Genomic DNA, 25,159 nt, shown 5'->3' on the forward strand with positions numbered 1-25,159 from the left:
TTTTTCAAATTTTTTATTTCATTAAATTCCTTTTAATTAAGCTTGTGGGTTGAATCGCATTCTATATAAAAATGCATAAAAATACTTTTTTTGAATTAATATAAAGAAGCCAGATTAATAATTTATATTATTGTGGAATTTCCAGTTTTTTATTCTTTTGCTTTTTTTACTAAAATATATTTTTAAAATAAAAAATATTTTTATAATTTAATCTAAGTCATTAATAATCAATTTATTATTAATTAACGAAGGTCGTTAATAAGGTTTTGACGGTTTTAATTTATATCTATTTTAATAAATGAGTGTGGAATCACAGTAATTTTCTATTTTATACGTTTAGAATGATGCCAATTTCTAAAGGGGAAACACGATGTCTTTACATTTTGCTTCATTTTTTAAGACCTGCATTTTATTTTTGCTGTCACTTGATAGCAAAATGAAGGCTTTATTGAGCAAAATTTGCTGGTTTGTTCCCGTTACCTCTTTAGAAAAAGACGAATCCGAATACCCTAACCAATTAGAAAATGATTTTTCAGTTAATTGGTCGCAATTATGGCTGAGTGCACAGACGCTTTATACCGAATTATTTGCTAGCGGTGTGGTTAAAGTAGAAAGAAAGTATTACGTAAAGCCATTAATATCACTGAATATTCGTAAGCGTTACGAATTGCTATTTTTGTTCCTTGTTTCTAGTTTACGTCACATGATGACTTGCCGTCATTCTAGTGGTGCGCCTGGAAATTTGGCTAATTTAACTTTAATTGTCTTTCAAAAGCACAATGCGCGTTTTCGCCATTGTGCTTTTTTTATTACCTGAATTAAATTTTTAAGGAGTTGTTATGTTTATTATCTGTGTCGCTGCTTGTCCTACTGGTGTTGCTCATACTTATATGGCAGCGGAAGCATTGGATATCGTAGGGAAAAAACGTGGTCACGAAATCAAAGTTGAGACCCAAGGGAGTATGGGAATTGAAAATGAAATTACCAGTGACGACTTAGCAAGAGCAGATGCGGTCATTTTGGCTGCTGATGTCGCTGTTATTAATAAGGAACGATTTGATGGAATGATTAAGCTTGAATGTAGCGTTGCTGATCCAATTAAGTATGGCGATGCAATTATTGATGCCATCGAGGAGGAAATGAAGAATGGGGCAGTTTAATGGTGCGTCTAAATTAGGTATTGGTACGGAAATTAAAAATGCCATTATGACTGGTGTGTCATGGATGCTGCCATTTGTTATTGCTGGTGCGGTAATTATGGGGATAGCGCGTATTGGTGCATCTTTATATGGCATTGATAATATTTGGGATGCAAGCCATCAGGATGCGACAAATTTTGTGGTGCAAATGCTTCATAAATTTGATGGTTTTGGTGGGTTAGCGTTATCACTCATGTTACCCATTGTTGCGGGTTATATCAGTTTTGCGATTGCGAATAAACCCGGACTAGCGCCAGGCATGGTTGGCGGCCTATTGGCTAGCAATTTAGGGACGGGGTTTTTAGGTGCATTAGCGGCAGGATTTATTGCGGGTTACATTGTTCGTTTATTAGCGAAATATACGAAATTACCCAAATCACTTGCATCAGCAGGACCTATTTTTATTTTACCAGTCGGGGGTACATTACTCACCTGTATTATTATGGCATTTGTGATTGGTGCACCTTTAGCGGCACTTAATCATGGTATGGAACAATGGCTTTTATCAATGTCGGGGTCTAACAAAATTATTCTTGCTGCCGTTATTGGTGCCATGGTTGGATTTGACCTTGGGGGGCCAGTTAATAAAGCGGCTGTAACTACTGCAATGGCATTATTAGCATCGGAAATTTATGAGCCAAATACTGCGGCTCAAGTGGCTATTATTATTCCCCCAATTGGCATTGGCTTAGCAACGTTAATTTGGGCAAAACGTTTTCCTGAGTCATTACGAGAGGCTGGCAAAGCGTCGACATTAATGGGGTTAATTGGTGTTTCAGAGGGTGCAATTCCATTTGCGCTGGCAAATCCAAAAATTATTATTATTAATATAGTTGGTGCAGCAACAGGTGCGGCGATGGCAGTTGGTTTAGGTGCGATAAACCATGCGCCTATTTCAGGGTTTTATGGCTGGTTGGCCGTAGATAAATGGCCGATATATATATTATCGGTTGCTGTAGGATCTGGAATTATCACTGTTGGTTCTTTATTAATATTTCGTGGAAATAAAACGATAGAAACTAAAAAAATAGAAACGGCGATTCCTAAATTTAAAGTCGGACGTTAATTAGAACTTTATCTTAATAATCTTATGCTGTGTTAATTAGCGTGAATAACGTGCGGGTTTGTTCTGCTAAAAATATTTTAAGGTCATAAAATGAAAACGGTACATTTAATTCAACATACGCACTGGGATCGTGAATGGTATTTCACTGAGAATGATTCAAAAATTGTTCTTTATTATTTCATGAATGATTTAATAAAACATTTAGAAGAAGACCCTTCTCTTGGCCCATTTGTCTTAGATGGACAGACTGTAGTGTTGGAAGATTATTTACAGGTTGCACCAGAAAGGCGTGATTGTTTACAGAAATTAATTAAACAAGGTCGAATTCTTATTGGGCCTTGGTATACACAAACGGATTTTTTAGTGGTGGGAGCTGAATCCATTACGCGTAATTTATTATTGGGCAAAGCCGATTGTGATCAATGGGAAAATTATATGCCAATAGGTTATGTGCCTGATTCATTTGGACAAAGTTCGCAACTTCCAATGTTTTTACAAGAGTTTGGCATTAACCATGCGGTGGTATGGCGCGGCTGGTGTGAACATGATGTTGCCAGTAGTGAATTTATTTGGAAATCGCAGTCAGGCCATCGAGTCACTACGGCGGTATTACCTTGGGGGTATGGTTGTGCGAAATGGCTGCCTGATAACCCAGAAAAAGCGTCAGCTGTTTTGCCTGCAATCCTAGAAAAACAGGCTCGGTTTGCTCATTCGGACCAGATATTGTTACCTAATGGTAATGACCAGTCGCCATTTGAGTATGCCGTTCCTAGAATGCTTGAGCAGCTAAATAAAGTACAAAATGACTATTATTTTGTCAAAAGTAGCTTTAGTGCATTTTTTGATGCGCTTCAAGCTAATAGTTCGGGATTACCTGAATTCGAAGGTGAATTACTGAGCTCGAAATATATGCGTGTCCACCGCGGTATTTTTTCCACACGGGTGGATATCAAATTATTAAATGCGCAGTTAGAGCAATTTGTTAGCCAACAACTTGAGCCACTTTTGGCGATTAATTGGCGGCTTGGTTTGCCTTACCCACAAACCGCGATTGATAATATTTGGCGCAAAGCGATGCAGTCGCATGCCCACGACAGTATTGGTGGGTGTAACTCTGACCGTGTTAATAGCATGGTAAAAGCGCGCTTAAAAGACGGCTTAGAAAGTGCGAATCAACTGTTTGATCTGAATATGAAAATGCTTGCTTGTGGGATAGAGGCGACCCAAGAAGGTAAAAAAGTGATTATCTTCAATTCATTGCCACATAAAAGAGATGCGCAGGTTCGCATTACACTTTATACACCGGAAAAACAATTTTGTATTAAGGACGATGCAGGAAGACCTTGCCGCTGGCAACTTATTCACGAAGAAAAACAGGATATGTCATTGATCGTACAGGAACTAGCAAATAGTACAACAACGACATGGTATCGGAAGTGTGAAATATTACTTGAAGCGAAAGACTTGCCTTCCTGTGGTTATCGGACTTTTTATTTACTTGAAGGTGAAAATGCGGGCTTTGACACTCCTACCCATATTCAGGCTGAGAATATATTAGAAAATGAATGGTTGAAGCTCGAAATACATCAAGGGCAGTTGATGCTAACCGATAAACGCAGTCAGCAGCATTATCCGAACATTCTTCGGTTAATTGATGGTGGGGACGCAGGGGATAATTATAACTATTCGCCACCTGAAAATGATTGGTTAATCAGTAGTGATGGCCATTTAGAGCAATTTGATTGTATCAGGGCGCCTTTAATGGATTCGCTTATGCTTAATTGGCTGATACCCGTTCCTCAAAATGCGATGACCCGCCAAGAAAAGCAAGCTAATGCGCATTTAACTGCCACCATGAAACTTTCTTTGCCTCATGATAAGGCATGGTTAGATGTTGAAATCACGATCAATAATACAGTCGAAGACCATCGAATCCAGGTAGAGATCCCTACGGTAGTTCAACAGGTATTTCATTTCGCAGACCAACCTTTTGGTTTGATCCAGCGAGAAAATCAGCCAGCTGCCATGAAAATATGGCGAGAAGAAAACTGGACGGAAGCACCAACGGCACTCTATCCAATGCAAAGTTTGGTAATGCAATATGATGATAAAAAAGGTATGTGTGTTGTTACGAAAGGGCTCAGAGAGTATGAGATACCAGCAAACCAAACCGATATTATTCGCGTAACCCTGCTGCGCAGTGTGGGTTGGTTAGGCCAAGCCAATCTCACTTGGCGGCCGGGACGTGCATCGGGTATGGTTCTTCCATCACCAGAGTCACAAATTCAGGGGCTCCATCATTTCCATTTTGCCATACTGCCGATAGACAATAGTCAAAGTTCCCAACTTTGGCGTGATATTGAGCATTGGCGTTTACCTGCGTTTGGTTACCTAGACTCTGGTTGGTCTCAATTTAAAACTAACCCTCATTATATTGTTTTTCCTGATATTTATAGTTTACTGACGTGGGATAGCGAGCTGCATTTCAGCACTTTGAAAAAAGCACAGAACCAAGAATCACTTATTTTACGAGGGTGGAACCCAAGTAGTGAAACCAAAACTTATTCAGAGCCTAAGTCGAATACACAGATACACCAAGTTACTTTATCGGAGTCTCCATGCATAAATACAGATAAAGCAGCCCCTTGTACGCCTGTGTCTTGGTTGATTAATTAATAAGGAAAAGTAATGAAAGTACTTACATTTCGTTGTGAGTTACCAAATGGTATTCATGCAAGACCAGCGAGTGCAATTGAGCAAAAAACAGCTTGTTTTCAATCAGATATTTTACTTTTTAATAAAAGTAAACAACGCCAAGCCAATGCGAAAAGTGTGCTGGCTCTTGTTGGTGCAGATGTCACTGTTGGTGACGAATGTTATTTTACAATCAGTGGAAATGATGAAAATCTAGCTTATGAAAAACTAAAAATATTTATTGAGCAAGAGTTTATTCATTGTGATGGATTAATGCCGAAAAAAGATAAACCAGAACAAGGAATGATCCCGATATATCTGAGCCGGACACTATCCCAAATTATTCAGGGTGACGGTGTTAGCAAAGGTATTGCAAAAGGTAGGTCTATTTATATGGAATCTTTTGATTTACAAAAGATTTCATTATCAGAGCCATCGAGTTCACAATCAGAGCAATGTGAAATACTAAAACTTGCGTTACAAAGAGCTCGTCAGCAATTTAGTCTAGACATTCAGCAAGCTGATAAAGCAGCGGTTGATATTCTAGAGGCACAAAGCCAATTATTGGATGATGAGGATATTGAAGCCTGCTTGCTTGAACCAAGAGAGGCACGTAATGCGATTGCGGCGTTATCAATGGCAATTGAGGAACTCAGCTTGCCATTTCGAAGCAGTAGTAATGAATATTTACGCCAACGTGAGTTAGATATTAAGGATTTGGGATTGCGTATAGCGAGGCATCTTGGTATTCAATCTAAAATACAACTTCCTAAATTAACAGAAGATTCGATTATTATTTGTCAAGGATTACTAACTCCAAGCGAATTATTGGCATTGAGAGGTGAATATTTGCAAGGTATTGTGATGGCTACAGGCGCAGAAATATCACATACCGTTATTTTAGCGCAATCTTTCTCTCTTCCTTTAATATGCCTTTCATCCTCTATGATTGAATCAATCCAATCTGCTCATGTTTTATTGGTAGACACGCAATACGATTTATTAATTATTGAACCTGATGTATATGCAGATAATTGGTTCAAGCTTGAAAAATATAAATTATCTCATTTGGCTAGTTCTACGAATAAACCAAAAATTAATTATTCAGTATTGGATCCGTCTTTAATTTTTCTTGATGAAAAAATGGAAAGTAAAGAGGAAGTCATTAAACGATTAACTGATAATTTAGAGATTAATCACCGAGCTGACTCAGGAGCACAAGTTGAACAAGCAATATGGCAGAGGGAAGAAATTTTTAGTACGGCATTAGGTTTCTCAATTGCAATACCGCACTGTAAATCACCTTTTGTTAAACATAGTAGTATTTCAGTATTACGTTTACCGAATGAGCTAGCGTGGGGAGACAATGTTGATGTTAAATTGGTAATTATGCTAACAATTAATGATTCAGATGAAAATCAGCATATGCGAATCTTTTCTGTTCTCGCACGTAAATTAATGCATGAGTCTTTTAGAAATGAAATATTAAATGCGAAAAAATCAAAATATATTGTTGATTTATTAAAGTTGGAATTAGGGATGTGAGATAAGAATATAAAATAATTTTAAAATTTTAATAAGGTTAATTTTCTTTTAAGTTATTTAAAGGGTTGGAATGGTTTTTTTCAAAAAATAAGGAGTGTATATACATAAAAGATAACTAATAACTCATTGTTTTAACCGTTAAATAAAAAATAAATATTAATTATAGGAATCAGTTTATGAAAAACTTAACTCTAGGTATCTCTACGTTATTATTTTGCACAGCAGCGAATGCGACATATATTGACTATCGTCATGAATGGTTAGGGGATGAGCATCGTCATGAAGATCGTGTCAAAATTGGCCATAGCATGCAAAATGGAACTTATTTTAGCCTTGAAGGAAAATGGAGAAGCCGAGATGGCGGTTTCGGTGAAAACCTATCATCAAAAGGAAATGAGGTTGAAGTCGGTTATAAATATAAAGCCACAAAAGATTTTGTTTTAACTCCTTCTTTTGCGCTAGATTCCGGAGATAAAGATACAGCTTATAAATTCAGTGTCAAAGCTGCTTATAATTTAACGGATGATTTTAATATTGGAACTCGTTTACGTTATGGCGTAAGGCATTATGATAACTCTAATAAGCCTAAAAAAGATAATCAACATTATTGGCAGAGTAATTTTTATTTAGGTTATAAGTCGCAAGATTTCTCATTAAGTTATGACTTTGAATATAAATTTGATACTGATTATCCCGCATATAAAGGTAAAGAAAAGGATTATGCACATAATCTGAATGTGTCTTGGATTGGTAATAAGACATGGGTTCCTTATATTGAATTAGGCTATGTTTCCTATGATGACGGTTCATACGTCAAAAATGGACAAACTTACCGTGATGCATGGCAGTGGCGTTATCGTGTTGGCATTGCATATAACTTCTGATAGAAATAGTTAATTATCTAAAGGGAACAAATATGAACAATAAATTAAAATATGGTTTTGCCCTTGCATTAATGTCCGTTGGAACTGTCGCAATGGCAAATGACCCTACGGCTCAATCTTATAATTATCGCGTCGCGTTTATGCCCGACATCCATTTTCATGATGTTTATGGGCAGTTTGCTGATAATGCATTTGAAGGATTAAAAAATAGTAAAAGTGGTCAAAATGTCGTTATTCGTTCTATGTATGCGCAATTAACCTCTACGCGTTTATTTAATGAAAATTATTTTGCTCTACGTGCTGCACTTGATGATGCAGGTAAGAAAGGTATTAAACTCATTGCATTACCTGGCGATTTTACCGATGACGGCCAACCTATTCATTTACGTGGGCTAGTGAAAGTCTTGCAAGAGTACGAGCAAAAATATGGTATGCGTTTCTTTGCAACGCCAGGAAATCATGATCCGAACCGCCCATTTGATATGCCAGCAGGAAAGGAAGATTTTCTTGGAATTGATGGTAAAACTCAACGTATCTTTAGTTTAGGGGCTAATGAGTGTACGGGATATAAAGGAAAAACGGCCGTTATAGAAACGGGCGCTGAGTTACCGACAATTTGTACCGAAGAAATGGTATATAGTGGTTATGGTCGAGTGATGGATGCAATGAAATCGTTTGGTATTAATCCACTACCAGAAGATATTTATTGGGAAACGCCATACTCAAACTATGATTCTCAAGGTTACAGCTATGAAGCAGCTTTAAAATCCAGTGATTTTAACCAAAGACAGTATGAAATTTGTACTCAAGGAACAGGCGGTAAATATAAGCAGGAGGGATATGGGCCTTGTTTTAATGTTGCAGACAGTAGTTACCTTGTTGAGCCTACTCCTGGTTTGTGGTTAATGGCCGTTGATGCCAATGTCTATGTTCCTTCTGAAAAAGCAGATATTAACCACCCTAAGGCGGCTAAAAACTTTGCGGGGTCGGGGAATGCGGGTTACAACAAAATGTTGACACACAAACAACAGACTGTTGAGTGGATGGCGGATGTTGCAAAGCGCGCGAAAGAACAAAATAAAACATTAATCACGTTTAGCCATTTTCCGATGGTTGAATTTGATAATGGCGCAGCAGATGACCTTGAAACCATTTTTGGTAAAGGTAAATTTCAGTTAGAAAGGGCTCCAAAAGAAGACACGAGCCATGCAATGGCAAAAACAGGCATCGGTGTTCATGTTGGCGGTCATATGCATTTTAATGATACAGGTGTACGTAAGTATTCGGATGGCAGCTTACTTTTTAATATTCAAGCTCCCTCAATGGCAGCATATGTCCCTGCTTATAAAATATTGAATTTTAGAAATGCCAATGAAATTGATGTGCAAACTATTATAATAGAAGATGTACCTCGGTTTGATGAGTTATTTGAGCACTATCAGCAAGAATGGGATCACCTCAAAAATACCAACTCGTCGCATCTTTGGAATAAAGATATCTTAAGCGCAAATAATTATTATGACTTCACTAATTGGCATATTACTGAACTGACACGTTTACGTTTTATTCCAGAGGAATGGCCATGTGAAATTCGTCAAATGTTATTTAGTTTGAATGGTGAAGAGATGCTTATTTTAAGCCAATTAGATACAAAGAAAGCTTATAATGAAGTATTAACGGCATCATTGGGCCAAAATCATGAAATCTGTGCAAACGACCCTGGGACTGTTAATGTCACCGAAATCTATTTGAAGAAAGACTCTGATGCATGGAAAAAAGCCAGTGATAAAGCCGCTATTCTTGCTAAAAATACAGGGTATCAGTTAAAGGACTTTGCAAAATGGAATGGTTTTGATCTTGCTGTGGATTTTTATCGTTTACGTAATGCAGACGAGCTTGCGTTACAAGATATACCTGTAGAAAGATTAAATCAGTATCGATTCCTCACAGGAACCTTGTTATCGTCATTACCAACTGAGACTGACAAAATTAATGCGGGTAGTTCATTTGAAAATATTTTTAAATTACGTTTTGGCAGTATTTTCACTGTAATTGATAAATATCTACAAGGAAATCCGAGTCGAGATTTTTATCTTAATATTGAGTCTGGTGAAATTAAACCAATGAATGTTAATCAAGCTAGTAATTAGATTAACGATAGATAACATGGCTATAATAATGAAAAATCACTAACATCACTTGTGTTAGTGATTTTTTATGATAAAAATCATCCAGTTTATGGGGGATTATGAATTTTCAATTCGCTAATATTAACTAGTAACCAACTTAAATGGGTAAGTAAAAAATAATAGATGCCCTAAATTCAACCCGAAATGAATTGATACCGCCAGCCATAATTTACCACTCCACATCCAAGCTAAGCCATAAATCAAACCAGCTAACGTAGCAAAGAGAATTAACAACGGCCCACCAGCAAAATGCACTGCACCAAATAACAGTGAAGTAATAACTAATGCGAGGTAAGGTGATTTTAACCAAAGGGTTAGGCGTTGCTGTAAATAGCCACGAAATAGCGCTTCTTCTGCTAATGAAACAAAAAATAGATTACAGAGCATAAAAGCAGGTAACCAACTAGGAAAATGCCATTCAAAGGCTAACCCACCAGCAGCAGTCGCAATTAGCAATAAAAGTGGAACAAAACTAACTAATAGTGCCCATTGAACTTTAGTTGCATGTTTGGCTGGACGGCAAATAAATAATGTTGGTAAGCAGGCAAGTAAAATAAAAGGGACGAGTGCCTTATCAAAATTAAAATACATTGTGAAAGGAGCGCTGTGTGTTCCTACTGTGACTTTATCTAGATATTTCAGGTTATTAAAACCAGGAAATAAGTGAATGAATAACCCGATCGCACAGATTAGTAAGGTGATTTCACTGATAATTTTTATGGGTAGGTAGTGTTGGAAACGCAAACGAATAATGGCAATTAACGTAATACAAGCTAAGAGTAGAATCGCTTGCCAATCAATAATGTGTGTGTATGCAGCAGTAATGATTGTGCAGATGAGTAAAAAAAGAGCAATTAAACGATGTGTTGCAAGTGTAGCAAGTGAAGAGGCTAACATTAACCAAGCCATAAAGAATATCCATTATAATGTCTAAATTATTAGAAGAGGCGAAGTGTAATAATTTTGTGTGATTTTTCTAATTGAAAATAACTGAATAATAATAAATTAAACAAAATCAAATGGTTGTAATTAGATAATTTAGTTATCATCTATTAAATATTAGATTAAATTTGCCAATAGTTTCATCGTATCTATTGGCAAATAAGTCAAAAATTAGAGCGCTTCAATATCGTAACGGTATTTTCCATTATCAGGGACAAAAGTGAGCCGATGCGTAATACAAGCAGGGGCATCTTCATGATGATGGGTAACGAACAGGAGTTGTGTGTTACCTTGGCTTAGCATTACATCAATAAACCGCAGTACTAATAATCGGTTAAGACCATCTAAGCCTTGTAATGGCTCATCTAAAATCAGCATGGCAGGGTGTTTAACTAGCGCTCGGGCAATCAAAACTAAGCGCTGCTGCCCCCACGAAAGACTATGGAAAGGTTGCTGAGCTGTTTGTGTTGAAAAACCTAACAAAGCTAACCATTCATGCGCTAATTGTATTTGACGGTCAGAAGGTGCTTGGTACAAGCCAATAGAATCATGAAAACCGGAAATAATGACATTGAGTACACTGGTTGCGACTCGGTATTCTTGGTGAATGCTATTGCTGACATACCCAATATGGCGCTTAATATCCCATATGGTTTCTCCTGACCCACGACGGAGGCCAAATAAGGTTAAGTCATTACTGTACCCTTGAGGGTGATCTCCTGTAATCAAGCTCAGTAACGTTGATTTTCCTGCTCCATTTTCGCCGATAATTTGCCAGTGTTCGTTTGGATTTACCTGCCAATTTAAACCGTGCAGTATCGGTTTGTCATTGTAGCTAACGGTCCCATTTCTCAAAATAATACGAGGCGTTGTATCATCCAGTTTTTCGTCTGCGGTTGGGTCTTCGGTTTCAGGGATGGAAAGATGTTTAATTTTCTCGCTGTGCTGTAATTGTGTGATTAGCGTGTTAGCGAGTACTGACTCTCTATTTCCCGTCATCGTTAGCTTACAGTCTGCGACAACACCCATATTTTCAATAAATTCAGGGAGTTCATCAAAGCGATTTAGCACTAACACCAAGGTGAGGCCTTTTTCAGACAAACTAGAGAGTAGTTCACTAAGATGATTTCTTGAGTAAACATCTAAGCCATCAAATGGCTCATCAAGGATTAGCAAGTCAGGGTTGCCCATTAATGTTTGGCATAATAAAACCTTACGAGTTTCACCGGTGGAAAGGTATTTAAAGCGACGCGAAAGTAAGTCACTGATACCAAAGCGAGCGGCCAGTTCGAGACAAAATTCATTGTCTTTATGGTTAAATTGAATGATTTCAGCAGCGGTATACCCTGTGTCATCTTCATCATCACTGAGCATATCCGTATTGTTGCGCTGCCATTCTTCATTGATGATTTTTTGTAATTGTTCAAATGATAAACGAACTGGAGAGGTGAATGTATTTTTTACGACACCCGAAAGTGGAGGGAGCTCATTGGAAAGCACTCGAGCGAGTGAAGATTTACCGCTGCCATTAGCACCAATAAAAGCCCAACTTTCCCCTTTTTCGATGTTAAGTTGTTGAATGTCTAAAGTCTGGATTTCGCTGAGCTTAAAGTTGCCATGTTGTATTGTTATTGTGCTCATCAAGCTTCCTTATCATGATTATTTACCTTGTCATCTATCACAAATAATCAGGATTGAAGATAAAGTCAACAACTGAACGGCATGGCAGGAAAAAAAAGGTGAATGCTTACTTACTTTTATAGTAAGTAAGCAGGACAAATTAACACAGGGTGGCAATAATCACTTGGTCAGCATTGAATAGTGCAGTAACGCTATTATTAATTTTCAAAGATTGGCTATCAATTTCACTGTTTGGCATGGTTGAACATAAAGTTTCACCGCCTGTGAGTGTCACTATCACTTCGCTGTTCTCATCACCTCTCTCTAAAGTGGTAATTTTCCCTGCAAGGTAGTTATCAAAGCCTGTTGGGTTAGGTTGTTTAGTTATTTTTACCCAAGGTGCTTTAATCAATGCGAGAACTTCTTTACCTTCGGTTAACCCTAAACGGTTAGCACTTTGCTCTGTTAGTGCGGCATTAATCACAGTGCTGTTATCGGCTAAGCGAATTTGTACATGTTGTTGAACTTGCATATGGTCACGGGAAATTAAAGTACCAAAAAATTGGTTACGGGCACTGGTTTGCAATGAAAACCGTGAAATAGCCGCTAATAAGCTGTCTAAAGGGAGATTATCTTCTTTGAGTACATCAAAGGCTTTTTGTTGAATTTGCGCCAGTAAATCATAAAGTTGAAGTAATCTTTCACCATAATGGGTGAGTGTTGTGCCGCCACCGCCTTTGCCACCTGTTGCTCTATCAACAAGGATATCATCAGTGAGTTGATTCATTTCATTGATGGCATCCCAAGCACTTTTATAGCTGATCCCTGCGAGTTTAGCGCCTTGGCTGATTGACCCTGTCGCTTTAATTTGTTTTAGTAGCGCGATACGGCGAGGATCAGCAAATAAACTGCCCTGTAGTTTCAGTGTGAGTAAAATTTCGGCCTGCATAAATTTCTCCCTTCCGGCGTGGCTGGTGATGACAGACGTAAAAAGCACGTTTAGTATGTCGTTAGTATAATATTTTGTCTAAAATAGTCTCCATTATAACGTAATTGTGCGTTATTATTCTGATTTGATTTATACTCAATGTACTGAGAGTCAAGTTTTCCCTCGTCGGCGTATCTTGTAGGCTGGTGGGCACAGTATCACTGAAGAGGTTTTTTCCTATGTTTGAACTAATTAAAAGTTTGGGTTTTGCCCTGATGATGGTTCCAGTCGTTATGTTTTTGATCATGGGTTTGATCTATGGCTTGGGTGCATTCTTTAACTTACTGTCTAAAGCACATGTACCTCATCATCACAACACTGAAAACAAGTAATTTTTAACAAAATTTCTTATGTGGCTGATTATAGACCCCCTGACTGTAAATGCAGTCAGGGGGTTTTTCATATTGGAGAGGAATTTCATGATGGTCGGTATTCGTTATCGTAGTAAGTAGAAAATAATTGCCGACGTTCATGAAGATTAAATTGCTCTTGTTCATAAATTGTTTTATTTAAGAAATCTTGGTGGAATTGTTTGAGCGTTTTATCAGGATCTTGCTGAATATTTTCAGTTAATTGCTTTATTGCTGCAATAACAAATAATCCACAGCCATTAGGTACGTTCTGTTGGATGTTTCCTTCTATGTAAGTGATATCTTCTTCAGTAACACCGCCCTTTTTGGCTGCCACTGTTATTTCTTTTCGAATATCGGTACTCACGTTATCGTATGAATTAAATAGAATGCATTTTCTTTTATTATTCGCTGATTGATGTATTGGATCTGCCTGATAGAGCACAAATAAGATCCAATGGTTATCATTAACATTGATAGGGAATAATTCGAATTGGTTTAATGTGTTGCTATTCAAGACTTTTTGTTCAATTATTTCTGCTAATAAATTGTATCCGCTTTGGGTGAGGCCTATTGAGTCATTGACCGTCATATTTGATGGCAAAGTTGGGTTATTTTTATTGCTTGCATCAATCTCATCACTTGTTGTCATCCTGTTATTATCCCAAAGAGTGGATTCCGTAGGTTCATTTTTCATCAATAGTTTTGTTAAACCAAGTCTATCAATAACTTTTTCTATTGCAGATCCGACAATATAAAGGAGCTTAGAAGGGGTCGTTAGTTTCGAGTCTTTTAGGTGTTTTTTGGTTTTTGTATTAAGGTGTAATTGATATAATTTTTTGCTAGTTTCTTGTATTTCTTTATCTATACCTTTCTTTGCAGGCAGCTTTCCGCTAAATAAATCAAACAGAATATTTTCTGCTTTTCTTCCCTCACTGTCTTGCCGTAGAGCGATATTGTGTAATAAATCGATACTCTCTAAGTTCCCATTACTAGCCGATTTTGCTAAAGAAGCTAAGGTTTCAGATGCTATTTCTTTATCAAACAGTCCATTAAACTGTTCGACTGTTAATTCTGCCATAAAGTGCGTACTAAGCTTTGTCGGAAAGGCCACCATATAATTACCTTTGCTATGTCATTTGTAAAAGTGGAATGGAATACTGAAATGTGCACAACTTGTGCCGATAAAGTTATAAGGGCAATAGAAAGTTTTCTATAGAAAAACGATTTGGGTACTTGTGTGTTTTTTCATCAGCTAATTTATCCTTTAGGGAAAACATGCAACAAAATTGCATCATTTCTTGCGCCAGCACACTTTTATCGCGAGTTTGACTTTAAGTTATCGCTGTGTCCTGTTATATATAACGTGTCGATTAATACTAGGGTAGATAAAAATGAAAAAAGGTTTGGTATCACTTCTCGCGGGCGCAACATTGACATTAACGATGGCTAGCCACAGTTTTGCAGCTGATAAAATTACGGTTTTTGCCGCTGCATCACTGACTAATGCATTAAATGAAATCTCAGAACAATATAAGAAAGACACCCAAGTTGAAGTTGTTGCTTCTTATGCATCTTCTTCGACTCTAGCTCGTCAAATTGAGCAAGGTGCTCCCGCTAATTTATTCATTTCTGCTGACCAACAGTGGATGGATTACGCTATTGATAAAAAGTTGATGGTCGAAGATACACGTTATACATTATTAGGTAATGAATTGGTGTTAATCGCACCGAAAGATGCAAAAATTGATAAAGTCGAAATCAATAAACAAACGGATTGGAAAAAATTGCTAGATGGTGGCCGTTTAGCCGTTGGTGATCCTGACCATGTCCCTGTTGGTATTTATGCCAAAGAAGCGTTAAGCAATTTAGGCGCATGGGAAACGGTTAATCCACTATTAGCGCGTACGAATAATGTGCGTAGTGGTATGGCATTAGTTGAACGCCAAGAAGCCCCTTTAGGGATTGTTTATGGTTCTGATGCTGTCGCTAGCCAAAAAGTCAAAGTGGTCGGTGTGTTCCCAGCAGATACACATAAACCTGTTGAATACCCAATGGCAATTGTTAAAGATCAAGATAACCAAGCAACGCGTGATTACTATGAATACTTGAAAACCCCTGCGGCTTCAGAAGTATTCAAACGTTACGGTTTTGAACCTCGAACTAAATAAACGTTAAGAGAGCATTTTTTTGCAGATGTTAAGTCCTTATGAATGGGAAGCGATTTACCTAAGTCTAAAAGTATCCAGTGTAGCTGTAATTTTCAGTTTACCATTAGGTATTTTAATTGCGTGGGTATTGGTTCGCTGTAATTTTCCTGGAAAAACACTGCTTGATAGTATTATCCACCTACCACTGGTATTGCCGCCAGTGGTAGTGGGGTACTTACTGTTGATCAGTATGGGTAAACGCGGTTTTATCGGTGAATGGTTATATAACTGGTTTGGCTTTAGTTTTACCTTTAGTTGGCGGGGCGCTGCGCTTGCGTCTGCCGTGGTTGCATTTCCACTAATGGTGCGTGCAATTCGTTTAGCGCTTGAAGCGGTTGACCAAAAATTGGAGCTAGCAGCGAGGACATTAGGTGCGACACCATTACGTGTATTTTTCACGATAACCATTCCGCTCTCTCTTCCCGGCATTATTGTCGGAACAGTGTTAGCCTTTGCACGTTCGCTTGGTGAATTTGGCGCCACAATTACTTTTGTTTCGAATATACCAGGTGAAACACAAACCATCCCATTAGCGATGTACACCTTAATTGAAACGCCGGGGGCAGAAGTAGACGCTGCGCGCTTATGTGTCATTGCGATTATTTTAGCCTTGATTTCATTATTGATCTCAGAGTGGCTAACCCGCTGGGGTAAAAAGCGTTTGGGAGTGGCCTAATATGTTAGAACTCGATTTTTCACAAAAATTAGGCGACTTACAGTTAGAAGTTAAAACGCAATTGCCAACGGAAAGTATTACCGCGGTTTTTGGGCTTTCTGGCGCAGGAAAAACCTCGCTTATCAATGTGATAGGTGGGCTAACTAAACCCAGTAAAGGGCGTGTTGTACTCAATCGTCGTACATTGGTGGATGTAGAAAAAGGGATTTGCTTACCGCCCGAACAACGCCATATCGGTTATGTATTTCAAGATGCACGGTTGTTTCCTCATTATCGGGTGAAAAGCAATTTGCGTTATGGCATGGCGCCTGAAATGAAAGCCCGCTTCGACGATATTGTCGGGCTGCTTGGTATTGAAAAATTACTCAATCGCTACCCGATAACCCTTTCTGGTGGTGAAAAACAACGAGTTGCCATAGGTCGTGCATTGCTTACAGCCCCTGAAATTCTCCTGATGGATGAGCCGTTAGCCTCTTTGGATTTGCCCCGAAAACGGGAATTGCTGCCGTATTTAGAAAAGCTTTCTCAAGACGTTAAAATTCCGATTTTATATGTCAGCCATAGTTTGGATGAAATTTTGCGTTTAGCAGATAAAGTCATCGTGATGGCACAAGGTAAAGTTAAAGCCTTTGGCGCCTTGGAAGATGTTTGGGCAAGCAGTGCTTTGCGTCCTTGGCTACAGCAAGAAACGTTAAGCAGTGTGGTCAGTGCAACTGTACATAGTCAACACCCTGATTATGAAATGACAGCGGTGATTGTGGGGAGTCAAAAACTGTGGATCCCACGTGTTAACGCACCACAAGGCACTAACGTTCGGATACGTATTGATGCATCGGATGTATCTTTGGTGCTTGAAAAACCACAAGTGAGCAGTATTCGAAATATTTTGGCCGCAGAAGTGGTTGAATGGATTGAAGATGGCGAACAAGTGGATGTGAAGCTAGATTTAGGCGAAGAACATTATTTATGGGCACGTATTACCCGCTGGGCAAGGGATGAGCTGTCTATTCGTAAAGGTAGAAAAGTGTATGCGCAAGTGAAGGCTGTATCGCTATCTCGTCATCTATAATCACTCGTCGTTCTTGGCGCTGTGACAATAGAAAATAAGAAAAGGAAAGCTGAGCTTTCCTTGAATTAATAAAATAATTGGACGTTACAGAACGTACTTACGGATAACTTCAGCAATACCCGGTTCAGTATTAACTCGAGTCACGAGCTTAGCTTGTTGCTTGATTTCATCAACCGCATTACCCATCGCGACACCTAAACCTGCGGTTGTCAGCATACTTAAATCATTGAAATTATCACCAAAAGCGACAACATCATTCATTGTCATCCCTTGGGATTCAACCCATTCCTTTAAGCGTTGGCCTTTACTATTACCTTTACGGCCGACATCCACCTGATCCATCCAAGACCATTCACAATCTAAACCAAAGTCATTTTCAATTTCACTAACGACTTGATGAAGTTGATCTGTATTTGGTGAGCTAACAGCAAATTTCCAAATAGAATCATAGTTATGCATCACATCAGCGTAATCTTCAACAAATTCAATGGTTGGACGCTGTGCAACAGGTAAGGATTCAGCCCAATTTAATGTACGTTTAATGCCTTCTGTTTGCGCGTTATAGAGCATCGCATTATCAACATACATTAAATGTTGAATATCAGTACCACGCAGTTTATCGATCATTTGCGTGACTGAATCGAGGGTCATCGGATTAGATTTTAGGACTTTTTTGCCTAAATAATCGTATAGATAAGTTCCGTTACAGCAGATCGCTGGTGTATCAAGGTCTAAGGTTTGGTAAAACGGATGAATAGCGACATGATGACGACCTGTCACAATGATGACCTTAACGCCTTGGCGACGGGCTTCCTGTAAGACAGCTAGAGATTCCGGTAGGATTTTCTTTTGGTGATCAAGCAGTGTTCCATCAAGATCGAGCGCAATAACGCGGTATGACATAAACGGCTCCACGTGATTTTAGAGTTATCTATACGATGATTGGCAGCATCAGTATAGGAGATGAGGATATATTGAGCACAGCTATAAACTATCATATTCATGTTAGTAAGCTAAGGTTGTTTTATCATCATAGCGGATAATAGTAACGAACTGAACCGTTTTAGTATCACTATTATTTGTTCTTGGCACGATATATATAGTGGTGTTGGTGTCATTTTTTACAGTTAAAGCGAAATTAAACTAATAGCTGCGATAAATTGTAGATAATATTAATTGGCATTGTTAAATCTAGCTGTTGTTGAGGTTGTCTGTCAGAGACAGATATTCCATATTGTTTAGGTAGATACTTTTGATGTGAAAAGCTCAATATCGACTATGATTTTAAAATTTTAAGATAATGAGGCGTTTTTTTAGTAAATTGCAGAATTGAAATTTCGAACGCTCAAAAAGTTGTTAGCATGGACTCATACTACATTGAAGTGATTTGTGGCGAAGGTTATTTAGATAGTATTTAGCATCTTGCTAGTAAGAATAAAGGGTTTATTGTGGTAGCCAATAAAACTTTGATGTTACATTAAAAAATCAAGTTGAAATAATATACTTCGTTATTTATTAAAAATAAACAAGCATAATATAAAAAGTAATTTTCTTAGATTGTTTTCTTTGTAAAATATTAACTAATATGCATGTCGTTTTAAATTGAAAATAAATTTCATGCGAAATAGTTGGGCCATTAATATGGGGATTTAATTATATGAGGTTGGCGATAATTGGATGTGGGAATATTGTAAGAAAGGAACACATACCTGCATTATGTAGTTTGGGGGTGAGTATTAGTGCGCTGTGTGATATATCGATAAGTAATATTTATAAAACAAAATTATTATTAAATTACAGTCCTCCTACTTATTTATGTTATCGTAAAATGTTCGATGAAATTGAGCCAGATACAATTATTATTGCTCTTCCTCATGAGTTATATGAAAATGTAATTTTTTATTGCTGTAAAAATAATATAACAATAATAAAAGAGAAGCCATTTGCTTTAAATGTCATGCAGGCGAAAAAATTAAAGAATTTAATAATTAAAAATGATATGAGATTTTTTACTGTTTGTCAAAAGAGATATACGTTAGCTTATGAAAAACTGAAAGAATATTTAATCTCAACAGAAGAAAAAGTCTCCCAAATAGAAATAAGATACACTATTCCTAGTAAAAATCCAAATAGTGACTGGAGAAGCAGTCATGCGAGTTCTGGTGGTGGTGTTTGGTTGGATATGGGCTATCACATTGTAAATTTAGTAAACTATTTATTTGATGGAGATGAAATTAATGTTAATTACTCTAGGTTAATAAATACTTCTTCTGGTGAATATGATGTTGATGATGTTGCTTTTGTAGAGTTACAATGCAGAGATACAATTATTTATATATATATATCATGCGTAGGATATAAGAAACATGAAGATGTAACGTTAATAAGTAATAATTGTATTATTTATGGAAATGAAAATATAGTTCAGGTTAAGTCAAAGAAACAAAAAATAATAAATGAATTTAATTTTATTAATGCACTTGAGTCACCATTTGTTCGTATGTATCGAGAGCTTTTTTTCAGTGATTCTCAAGACAGTTTCAATAGTAACTTAGTCAGTTCACTTGCCGTGACCGATATTTTAGAAATTGCTTTCAAAGAAAGTGGTTATAAAGCGATAAAATAAAAAGGAATGGAAGTATGATGAAATCAAAATACTGTAAGTTTAGTCATCCAATTATTACAGATGAAATTAAAGATAGTGTTAATAGGCAACTTTTTGAAGATATCTCAATTTATGATAATGGTGGAATTTACGAGCGCCTAGAAAGTACATTTAAAGAAATTTTTGATGTAGAAAATGCAATTGCTGTTAATTCTGGTACTACAGCATTATTTTCCATGTTTTATGGTGCTGGTATAGGCCGAGGGGATGAAGTAATAGTCCCTAGCTATACATTCTTTGCTACATGCTCTCCACTCCACCAGCTAGGCGCTGAGCTAAAATTTGCAGACTGTGGGGATAATGGCAATGTAGATCCAAAATCCGTAGAAGCCCTGATTAGCGATAAAACAAAAGCGGTGATTATTACACATATGTGGGGGATACCGTGTGATATGGATGAACTGATAGATATATGCGAACGACACGAAATTCTTTTATTAGAAGATAGTTCTCATGCACATGGAGCAACTTGGGATGGCAAAATGATTGGGAGTTTTTCTGATGGTTCTGCTTGGAGTTTTCAGGGTAAGAAAATACTAACTTCAGGCGAAGGTGGCTTCTTTGCCACTAAGCATCGTGAATTCTACGAACGAGCTGTGTTAGTCGGGCATTTTAATAAGCGTGCAAAAAAGGAAGTGAACACTGATAGTTTAAGAAATTTTGCTATTACAGGGACTGGCCTTAATTTACGAATGCACCCACTTGGTGCTTCGGTTGTTATGCCTCAGATGCTAAACTTTGAGCAGATGATGCAAGAAAAAAGGGAAACTGCTCATTTATTGAAAACTGGAATTGAGCAGATCGATGGTTTAAAGATAGTTCGCATTCCTAAAAAAGCGAACCCAGCTTGGTATGCCATGCCAGTTATGTTTGATCAGTCTAAATTTTCAATTGGTCTGCATGAATTCGTAGATATATTAAACCAAGCTGGTGCACTTGAGGCTGATATATCTGGCTCAACGTGCCCTATCAATGAATATTCTCTCTTTCACTCACCAAATAAAATCTCTCGTGACTATGGTGAGAAAATTCGAATTAATAAAGCTTATTTCGGAAATGCTATAAAATTTCACAATAGTATGTTTAAGTTGGATATTTGGTACGGAGAAGAGCGTTTCAATTTTATTGATAATTATTTATCAATCATTTCATCTGTTGCAGAGATGTATCGAAGATGATAGAAAAATATATCCCTCATTCAGTCATGTCCAAACTTAAAAACTATGATCGTGTTGTTGTAGGCGGTTTAATCAAAGCTGGACATGATTCAAAAATTCTTTTTTTGAAGCGTTCAGAAGGCGAGTTCATGCCAAATGTATGGGAAATTCCTTCTGGTGGCATGGAGTGTGATGAAGATATGCAGACAGCGCTTAGTCGTGAAATCGCAGAAGAAACCGGAATGATAATTATTGAAATTTCTGGGTTTTCCGGTGCGGTTGAGTACCAAGCAATGGGCCAACGTTGTATCCAATTAAACTTTAATGTTTCATGCTCTGGTCATGTTTGTTTAAGCTCTGAGCACTCAGATTTTGCATGGTCTACTGTTGAATCATTCAAGGGAAATCTTGATCGTTTTATGTTGAGAACGTTAGGGTTGCAATGAGTTACCAAAAAGCTAGTTAAGGAGTTCTACAGTGTTAAATATTGCTTTAGAAGCCGCGAATACCGCTAGTAAATATTTACTAAAAGGTTTTTACGAAGCTGGTACATTTACCAGAAAAATAGATAACACCATTGTTACCGCTACAGATCTTAAAGTAGAAAATGTGATAAGAGAAGTACTTCAGGCGAGAACTCCACATATTCCTATTTTAGGGGAGGAGTTCGGAACAAATATTGAAGGTGAATTTTCTACCGGATGGATAATAGATCCTATTGATGGAACACGAGCATTTTTGTATGGCGTTCCATTATTTAGTACGTTAATTGCTTATGTTGAAAGTGGCATTCCCCTTGTCGGAGTTATATCATTTTCCGCTATTGATTCTATATATTATGCATCGTTAGGGAACGGGTGTTGGTCTAAAAAAGGTGATCTTGCACCAAAACGGATATGCACTCAGATAAAAAAAACGAAAAAATTAGGCGAAGCTGTTGTTTCGATATCAGGTATACACAGTACCAATTTTGATAACAGAGAAGGTAACAAAGCTTACAATCTATCAAATGTCGTTAATTCTGCTCAAGATATGGTTTTTATAAATGATTGTTATCAGCATTTAATGGTAGCAGCAGGAAGGATCGATTGTGCTATTGATACGTTAATGAAACCATGGGATATCGCGGCTATTTTACCTTGCCTTACTGAAGCTGGAGTTTATTATGCAAACATTAATGGTAATAAAACAAACGTGATCAATGGGGGAAGTTTGGTGTCAGCATCCTCCTCTGAGTTATTGGATGAATTAATTGTAGCTTTAAATTCATGACGCTGAACTTTGGCGCTATTTACTCACTGTGATTTGCATAATATAGGGTATAGTGAAGCCAATGTAGTGGACTATAGATGCGGTTTTGTATTTTTATCATGAATTAAGGAGTCAGGATGAATCAGGTTGTTTATATTGCGAGCCCCGAGAGTCAGCAAATTCACGTATGGTTGATGAATGAGGTTGGGGAACTTACTCTTTTACAAACAGTAAAAACACCGGGCCAAGTGCAACCTATGGTATTAAGCCATGATAAAAAATACCTTTATATTGGTGTGCGCCCGAATTTTCGTGTTGTAACCTATGAAATTGAAGGCAAAGGGACACTGCGTTTAAAAGCAGAAACATCCGTTCCGGGAACGCCAGTTCACTTATCATTGGATAACACGGGCAAATATTTATTTGTTCCTTCATATCATCAACATAATCTATCAGTTCTGACTATCAATGATGAAGGTGTACCAAACCAAGTCGTTCAAGTGATTGAAGGATTGCAAAATCCACATTCGTCTCATGTTGATGTTGATAATCAACAGCTTTGGGTGCCTTGCTTAGGTGAAGACCATATCCGTTTATTCGATTTACATGAAAATGGTTATTTAACCGAAGCAACTGCAGACCAAATTACTACGGCTGAAAAATCTGGCCCTCGTCATCTGGCCTTCCATCCGACTGAAAAGGTCATTTATTGTGTGAATGAGTTAGATTCAACGGTAGGCGTATATCGTAAATTCACTCGCTATCGTAACATGCAAACTTTGGCAAATTACCCATTAGGTAACGAAAGCCAGCGCTGGGCTGCCGATATCCATATTACGCCAGATGGCCGCCATTTGTATGTTAGTGAACGTTCTGAAAGCTACCTCAGCCACTATCTGGTTTCTGATGACGGTTGCGAGCTAACATTAGAAGCACGTTACCCAACAGAGACGCACCCAAGGGGCTTTAATATTGATGCGACAGGTCGTTTTTTAATTTCCAGCGGGCAAAAATCAGACCACGTTTCAGTTTCTGAAATTGACCCGATTACGGGAAAATTGCGTTTATTAGCACGCTATGGGGTAGGGAAAGGACCTATGTGGGTCACTATCCTTTAATCTTCGTCATACTTCGAGCTATAGCGGTGTTGGCTTCACTCGGCTACTTGGGCCACATACTGGTGTATGCTCCCCAAGATATCCTCGATTGCCGCCTTGCTATAACTCGAATTATTTAGAAGATTCTCTAGTTAAAAATCTAGTTAAAAATCTAGTTAAAAATCTAGTTAAAAATCTAGTTAAAAATCTAGTTAAAAATCTAGTTAAAAATCTAGTTAAAAATCTAGTTAAAAAATCGACTTAGATTAAGATTGAATTTATTGAGTTATCCCAACACTTTTGCCATCGTATTCGTCACGTTGCTCAGTTGCTCTGGGGTGATGATGTACGGTGGCATTACATAAATCAGTTTGCCGAATGGGCGAACCCAAACACCATTTTCCACAAATACTTTTTGCAAAGCCGCTGTGTTTACAGGTTTCTTCATTTCAATCACGCCAATTGCACCGAGAACTCTCACATCTGCTACGCTAGGATGGGATGCTAATGGTGTTAGCTCAGCCTTAAGTTGTTGTTCAATAGTGGTAATTGTTGTTTGCCAAGGGCTATTGAGCAGCAAAGTCAGGCTAGCATCTGCAACGGCACAGGCAAGTGGGTTGCCCATAAAGGTTGGGCCATGCATAAAACAACCCGCTTCCCCATTGCTAATAGTTTCTGCAACGTGGTGGGTTGTGATCGTTGCCGAAAGGGTCATATAACCACCGGTTAATGCCTTTCCTAAACACATAATATCCGGTGATATATTTGCATGATGGCAAGCAAACAATTTGCCCGTACGACCAAACCCCGTAGCGATTTCATCGGCAATTAATAATAGACCATATTGATCGCATAAATGGCGAACTCCCTTTAAATATTCAGGGTGATAGATGCGCATTCCACCAGCGCCTTGAACAATCGGTTCAAGGATGATCGCTGCAATTTCATGGCTATTTTCGGCAAGTTGTACCTCAAGATGGTGCAAATCTGCACTATCCCATTCATCGTAAAAACCGCATTGTGGGGCTTCCACAAAAATATGCGGAGGTAAATACCCCTTATACAGGCCATGCATTGAATTATCAGGGTCACAAACGGCCATCGCACCGAAGGTATCACCATGATATCCATGACGTAATGTGAGGATCCGTTGACGCTTTTCCCCTTTGGCTTGCCAATATTGCAATGCCATTTTCAGAGCAACTTCAACCGCCACTGACCCGGAATCGGCAAGAAAGACACATTCGAGTGGCTCTGGCGTGATTGCAACCAACTGCTTGCATAGATTCACTGCGGGTGGGTGCGTAATTCCACCAAACATCACATGGGACATTTTGGCTAATTGCGTTGTGACCGCTTGGTTTAATACAGGGTGATTGTAACCATGAATGGCTGCCCACCATGAAGACATCCCATCAATTAATTTTACCCCACCGGCCATGATTAGCTCGGCTCCATGAGCTTCAACAATCGGGTAAGCCGGAATTGGCTGGCTCATCGAGGTATAAGGGTGCCAAATATGTTTGGCATCAAACTGAATATCTACGTTATCCATTT

The 25,159-nt window shown here is 38.0% G+C and carries 22 protein-coding genes; 16 read left to right on the forward strand and 6 right to left on the reverse strand.

Features of this window, described 5'->3' with window-relative positions; translation table 11 throughout:
• The first annotated feature begins 370 nt into the window (after positions 1–370).
• From PR767_RS06840 to PR767_RS06870, 7 genes are all read left to right on the forward strand, one after another.
• The gene (locus PR767_RS06840) at positions 371–817 is read left to right on the forward strand and encodes a hypothetical protein (RefSeq protein ID WP_109910949.1); all 447 of its coding nucleotides are present in this window, start codon (positions 371–373) and stop codon (positions 815–817) included.
• Positions 818–839: 22 nt separating this feature from the next.
• The gene (locus tag PR767_RS06845; protein ID WP_004909112.1) at positions 840–1,160 is read left to right on the forward strand and encodes a PTS fructose transporter subunit IIB; all 321 of its coding nucleotides are present in this window, start codon (positions 840–842) and stop codon (positions 1,158–1,160) included.
• Positions 1,147–2,265 carry a PTS fructose transporter subunit IIC gene (locus PR767_RS06850; protein ID WP_110731791.1) on the forward strand — a complete coding sequence of 373 codons (1,119 nt, stop codon included), beginning with the start codon at positions 1,147–1,149 and terminating at the stop codon, positions 2,263–2,265. Before PR767_RS06845 ends, PR767_RS06850 begins: the two co-directional genes overlap by 14 nt.
• 90 nt (positions 2,266–2,355) lie before the next feature.
• On the forward strand, positions 2,356–4,941 hold the full coding sequence (locus PR767_RS06855; RefSeq protein ID WP_272520042.1) for a glycoside hydrolase family 38 C-terminal domain-containing protein: 2,586 nt from the start codon (positions 2,356–2,358) through the stop codon (positions 4,939–4,941).
• A 12-nt stretch (positions 4,942–4,953) separates the two neighbouring features.
• Entirely contained in the window at positions 4,954–6,504 is a 1,551-nt protein-coding gene (locus PR767_RS06860; RefSeq protein ID WP_109910952.1) for a fructose PTS transporter subunit IIA, read from the forward strand.
• A gap of 176 nt (positions 6,505–6,680) precedes the next feature.
• Positions 6,681–7,388, forward strand: a complete 708-nt coding sequence (locus PR767_RS06865) for an oligogalacturonate-specific porin KdgM family protein (RefSeq protein WP_272520043.1) — start codon at positions 6,681–6,683, stop codon at positions 7,386–7,388.
• 32 nt (positions 7,389–7,420) lie between these two features.
• Positions 7,421–9,538, forward strand: coding sequence for a metallophosphoesterase family protein (locus PR767_RS06870; RefSeq protein ID WP_272520044.1), 2,118 nt, complete (start codon positions 7,421–7,423; stop codon positions 9,536–9,538).
• Positions 9,539–9,658: 120 nt separating this feature from the next.
• Here the strand turns inward: PR767_RS06870 and PR767_RS06875 are convergent, their stop codons facing one another.
• The 3 genes from PR767_RS06875 to modE form a co-directional block, all read right to left on the reverse strand.
• A complete protein-coding gene (locus PR767_RS06875; RefSeq protein WP_109910955.1) occupies positions 9,659–10,486 on the reverse strand; it encodes a CPBP family intramembrane glutamic endopeptidase in 828 nt (275 codons plus the stop codon).
• Between the two features lie 204 nt (positions 10,487–10,690).
• Positions 10,691–12,160, reverse strand: a complete 1,470-nt coding sequence (modF, locus tag PR767_RS06880) for a molybdate ABC transporter ATP-binding protein ModF (protein WP_272520045.1) — start codon at positions 12,158–12,160, stop codon at positions 10,691–10,693.
• A 139-nt stretch (positions 12,161–12,299) separates the two neighbouring features.
• Positions 12,300–13,088: a molybdenum-dependent transcriptional regulator gene (gene modE / locus PR767_RS06885; protein ID WP_004909124.1), complete on the reverse strand. Its 789-nt coding sequence runs from the start codon at positions 13,086–13,088 to the stop codon at positions 12,300–12,302.
• 218 nt (positions 13,089–13,306) lie between these two features.
• On the opposite strand from modE, the gene PR767_RS06890 reads away from it, so the two are divergent.
• Positions 13,307–13,459 (forward strand): AcrZ family multidrug efflux pump-associated protein, encoded by a 153-nt coding sequence (locus PR767_RS06890; protein ID WP_004909125.1) that lies wholly within the window; start codon positions 13,307–13,309, stop codon positions 13,457–13,459.
• An 85-nt stretch (positions 13,460–13,544) separates the two neighbouring features.
• Here the strand turns inward: PR767_RS06890 and PR767_RS06895 are convergent, their stop codons facing one another.
• The gene (locus PR767_RS06895) at positions 13,545–14,594 is read right to left on the reverse strand and encodes an ElaD/SseL family deubiquitinase (protein ID WP_004909126.1); all 1,050 of its coding nucleotides are present in this window, start codon (positions 14,592–14,594) and stop codon (positions 13,545–13,547) included.
• 277 nt (positions 14,595–14,871) lie between these two features.
• On the opposite strand from PR767_RS06895, the gene modA reads away from it, so the two are divergent.
• From modA to modC, 3 genes are read left to right on the forward strand one after another with little or no spacing between them, the layout of a single operon-like run.
• Complete coding sequence (gene modA / locus PR767_RS06900; RefSeq protein ID WP_109910958.1) at positions 14,872–15,648, forward strand: molybdate ABC transporter substrate-binding protein; 777 nt, start codon at positions 14,872–14,874, stop codon at positions 15,646–15,648.
• Positions 15,649–15,673: 25 nt separating this feature from the next.
• Positions 15,674–16,363: a molybdate ABC transporter permease subunit gene (gene modB / locus PR767_RS06905; protein WP_109910959.1), complete on the forward strand. Its 690-nt coding sequence runs from the start codon at positions 15,674–15,676 to the stop codon at positions 16,361–16,363.
• Position 16,364: 1 nt separating this feature from the next.
• The gene (gene modC, locus PR767_RS06910) at positions 16,365–17,432 is read left to right on the forward strand and encodes a molybdenum ABC transporter ATP-binding protein ModC (protein WP_004909131.1); all 1,068 of its coding nucleotides are present in this window, start codon (positions 16,365–16,367) and stop codon (positions 17,430–17,432) included.
• Positions 17,433–17,516: 84 nt separating this feature from the next.
• On the opposite strand, the gene PR767_RS06915 is transcribed toward modC, so the two are convergent.
• Positions 17,517–18,335: a pyridoxal phosphatase gene (locus PR767_RS06915; RefSeq protein WP_109910960.1), complete on the reverse strand. Its 819-nt coding sequence runs from the start codon at positions 18,333–18,335 to the stop codon at positions 17,517–17,519.
• Positions 18,336–19,089: 754 nt separating this feature from the next.
• Between PR767_RS06915 and PR767_RS06920 the strand changes: the two genes are divergently transcribed.
• From PR767_RS06920 to pgl, 5 genes are all read left to right on the forward strand, one after another.
• A complete protein-coding gene (locus PR767_RS06920) occupies positions 19,090–20,058 on the forward strand; it encodes a Gfo/Idh/MocA family protein (protein WP_210844958.1) in 969 nt (322 codons plus the stop codon).
• A 14-nt stretch (positions 20,059–20,072) separates the two neighbouring features.
• On the forward strand, positions 20,073–21,275 hold the full coding sequence (locus PR767_RS06925) for a DegT/DnrJ/EryC1/StrS family aminotransferase (protein WP_272520046.1): 1,203 nt from the start codon (positions 20,073–20,075) through the stop codon (positions 21,273–21,275).
• A 26-nt stretch (positions 21,276–21,301) separates the two neighbouring features.
• On the forward strand, positions 21,302–21,700 hold the full coding sequence (locus PR767_RS06930; protein ID WP_226537876.1) for an NUDIX domain-containing protein: 399 nt from the start codon (positions 21,302–21,304) through the stop codon (positions 21,698–21,700).
• A 31-nt stretch (positions 21,701–21,731) separates the two neighbouring features.
• A complete protein-coding gene (locus tag PR767_RS06935; protein WP_109910963.1) occupies positions 21,732–22,526 on the forward strand; it encodes an inositol monophosphatase family protein in 795 nt (264 codons plus the stop codon).
• Between the two features lie 116 nt (positions 22,527–22,642).
• A complete protein-coding gene (gene pgl / locus PR767_RS06940) occupies positions 22,643–23,623 on the forward strand; it encodes a 6-phosphogluconolactonase (protein WP_123382144.1) in 981 nt (326 codons plus the stop codon).
• Between the two features lie 265 nt (positions 23,624–23,888).
• Here pgl and bioA read toward each other — a convergent pair whose 3' ends face one another.
• Positions 23,889–25,157, reverse strand: coding sequence for an adenosylmethionine--8-amino-7-oxononanoate transaminase (gene bioA / locus PR767_RS06945; RefSeq protein WP_272520047.1), 1,269 nt, complete (start codon positions 25,155–25,157; stop codon positions 23,889–23,891).
• Between the last annotated feature and the right edge of the window lie 2 nt (positions 25,158–25,159).

It is taken from the genome of Providencia sp. PROV223, assembly GCF_028479245.1.
Classification (GTDB): domain Bacteria; phylum Pseudomonadota; class Gammaproteobacteria; order Enterobacterales; family Enterobacteriaceae; genus Providencia; species Providencia rettgeri.

Bases quoted from the DNA above. Each gene is read 5' to 3' on its own strand.
- bioA (WP_272520047.1), bottom strand. From the start codon at position 25,157: ATGGATAACGTAGATATTCAGTTTGATGCCAAACATATTTGGCACCCT.
- PR767_RS06925 (WP_272520046.1), top strand. From the start codon at position 20,073: ATGATGAAATCAAAATACTGTAAGTTTAGTCATCCAATTATTACAGAT.
- modA (WP_109910958.1), top strand. From the start codon at position 14,872: ATGAAAAAAGGTTTGGTATCACTTCTCGCGGGCGCAACATTGACATTA.
- modB (WP_109910959.1), top strand. From the start codon at position 15,674: ATGTTAAGTCCTTATGAATGGGAAGCGATTTACCTAAGTCTAAAAGTA.
- PR767_RS06855 (WP_272520042.1), top strand. From the start codon at position 2,356: ATGAAAACGGTACATTTAATTCAACATACGCACTGGGATCGTGAATGG.
- PR767_RS06860 (WP_109910952.1), top strand. From the start codon at position 4,954: ATGAAAGTACTTACATTTCGTTGTGAGTTACCAAATGGTATTCATGCA.
- PR767_RS06920 (WP_210844958.1), top strand. From the start codon at position 19,090: ATGAGGTTGGCGATAATTGGATGTGGGAATATTGTAAGAAAGGAACAC.
- modF (WP_272520045.1), bottom strand. From the start codon at position 12,160: ATGAGCACAATAACAATACAACATGGCAACTTTAAGCTCAGCGAAATC.
- PR767_RS06930 (WP_226537876.1), top strand. From the start codon at position 21,302: ATGTCCAAACTTAAAAACTATGATCGTGTTGTTGTAGGCGGTTTAATC.
- PR767_RS06875 (WP_109910955.1), bottom strand. From the start codon at position 10,486: ATGGCTTGGTTAATGTTAGCCTCTTCACTTGCTACACTTGCAACACAT.
- PR767_RS06890 (WP_004909125.1), top strand. From the start codon at position 13,307: ATGTTTGAACTAATTAAAAGTTTGGGTTTTGCCCTGATGATGGTTCCA.
- PR767_RS06865 (WP_272520043.1), top strand. From the start codon at position 6,681: ATGAAAAACTTAACTCTAGGTATCTCTACGTTATTATTTTGCACAGCA.
- PR767_RS06845 (WP_004909112.1), top strand. From the start codon at position 840: ATGTTTATTATCTGTGTCGCTGCTTGTCCTACTGGTGTTGCTCATACT.
- PR767_RS06850 (WP_110731791.1), top strand. From the start codon at position 1,147: ATGGGGCAGTTTAATGGTGCGTCTAAATTAGGTATTGGTACGGAAATT.
- modC (WP_004909131.1), top strand. From the start codon at position 16,365: ATGTTAGAACTCGATTTTTCACAAAAATTAGGCGACTTACAGTTAGAA.
- PR767_RS06895 (WP_004909126.1), bottom strand. From the start codon at position 14,594: ATGGTGGCCTTTCCGACAAAGCTTAGTACGCACTTTATGGCAGAATTA.
- PR767_RS06840 (WP_109910949.1), top strand. From the start codon at position 371: ATGTCTTTACATTTTGCTTCATTTTTTAAGACCTGCATTTTATTTTTG.
- modE (WP_004909124.1), bottom strand. From the start codon at position 13,088: ATGCAGGCCGAAATTTTACTCACACTGAAACTACAGGGCAGTTTATTT.
- PR767_RS06870 (WP_272520044.1), top strand. From the start codon at position 7,421: ATGAACAATAAATTAAAATATGGTTTTGCCCTTGCATTAATGTCCGTT.
- PR767_RS06915 (WP_109910960.1), bottom strand. From the start codon at position 18,335: ATGTCATACCGCGTTATTGCGCTCGATCTTGATGGAACACTGCTTGAT.
- pgl (WP_123382144.1), top strand. From the start codon at position 22,643: ATGAATCAGGTTGTTTATATTGCGAGCCCCGAGAGTCAGCAAATTCAC.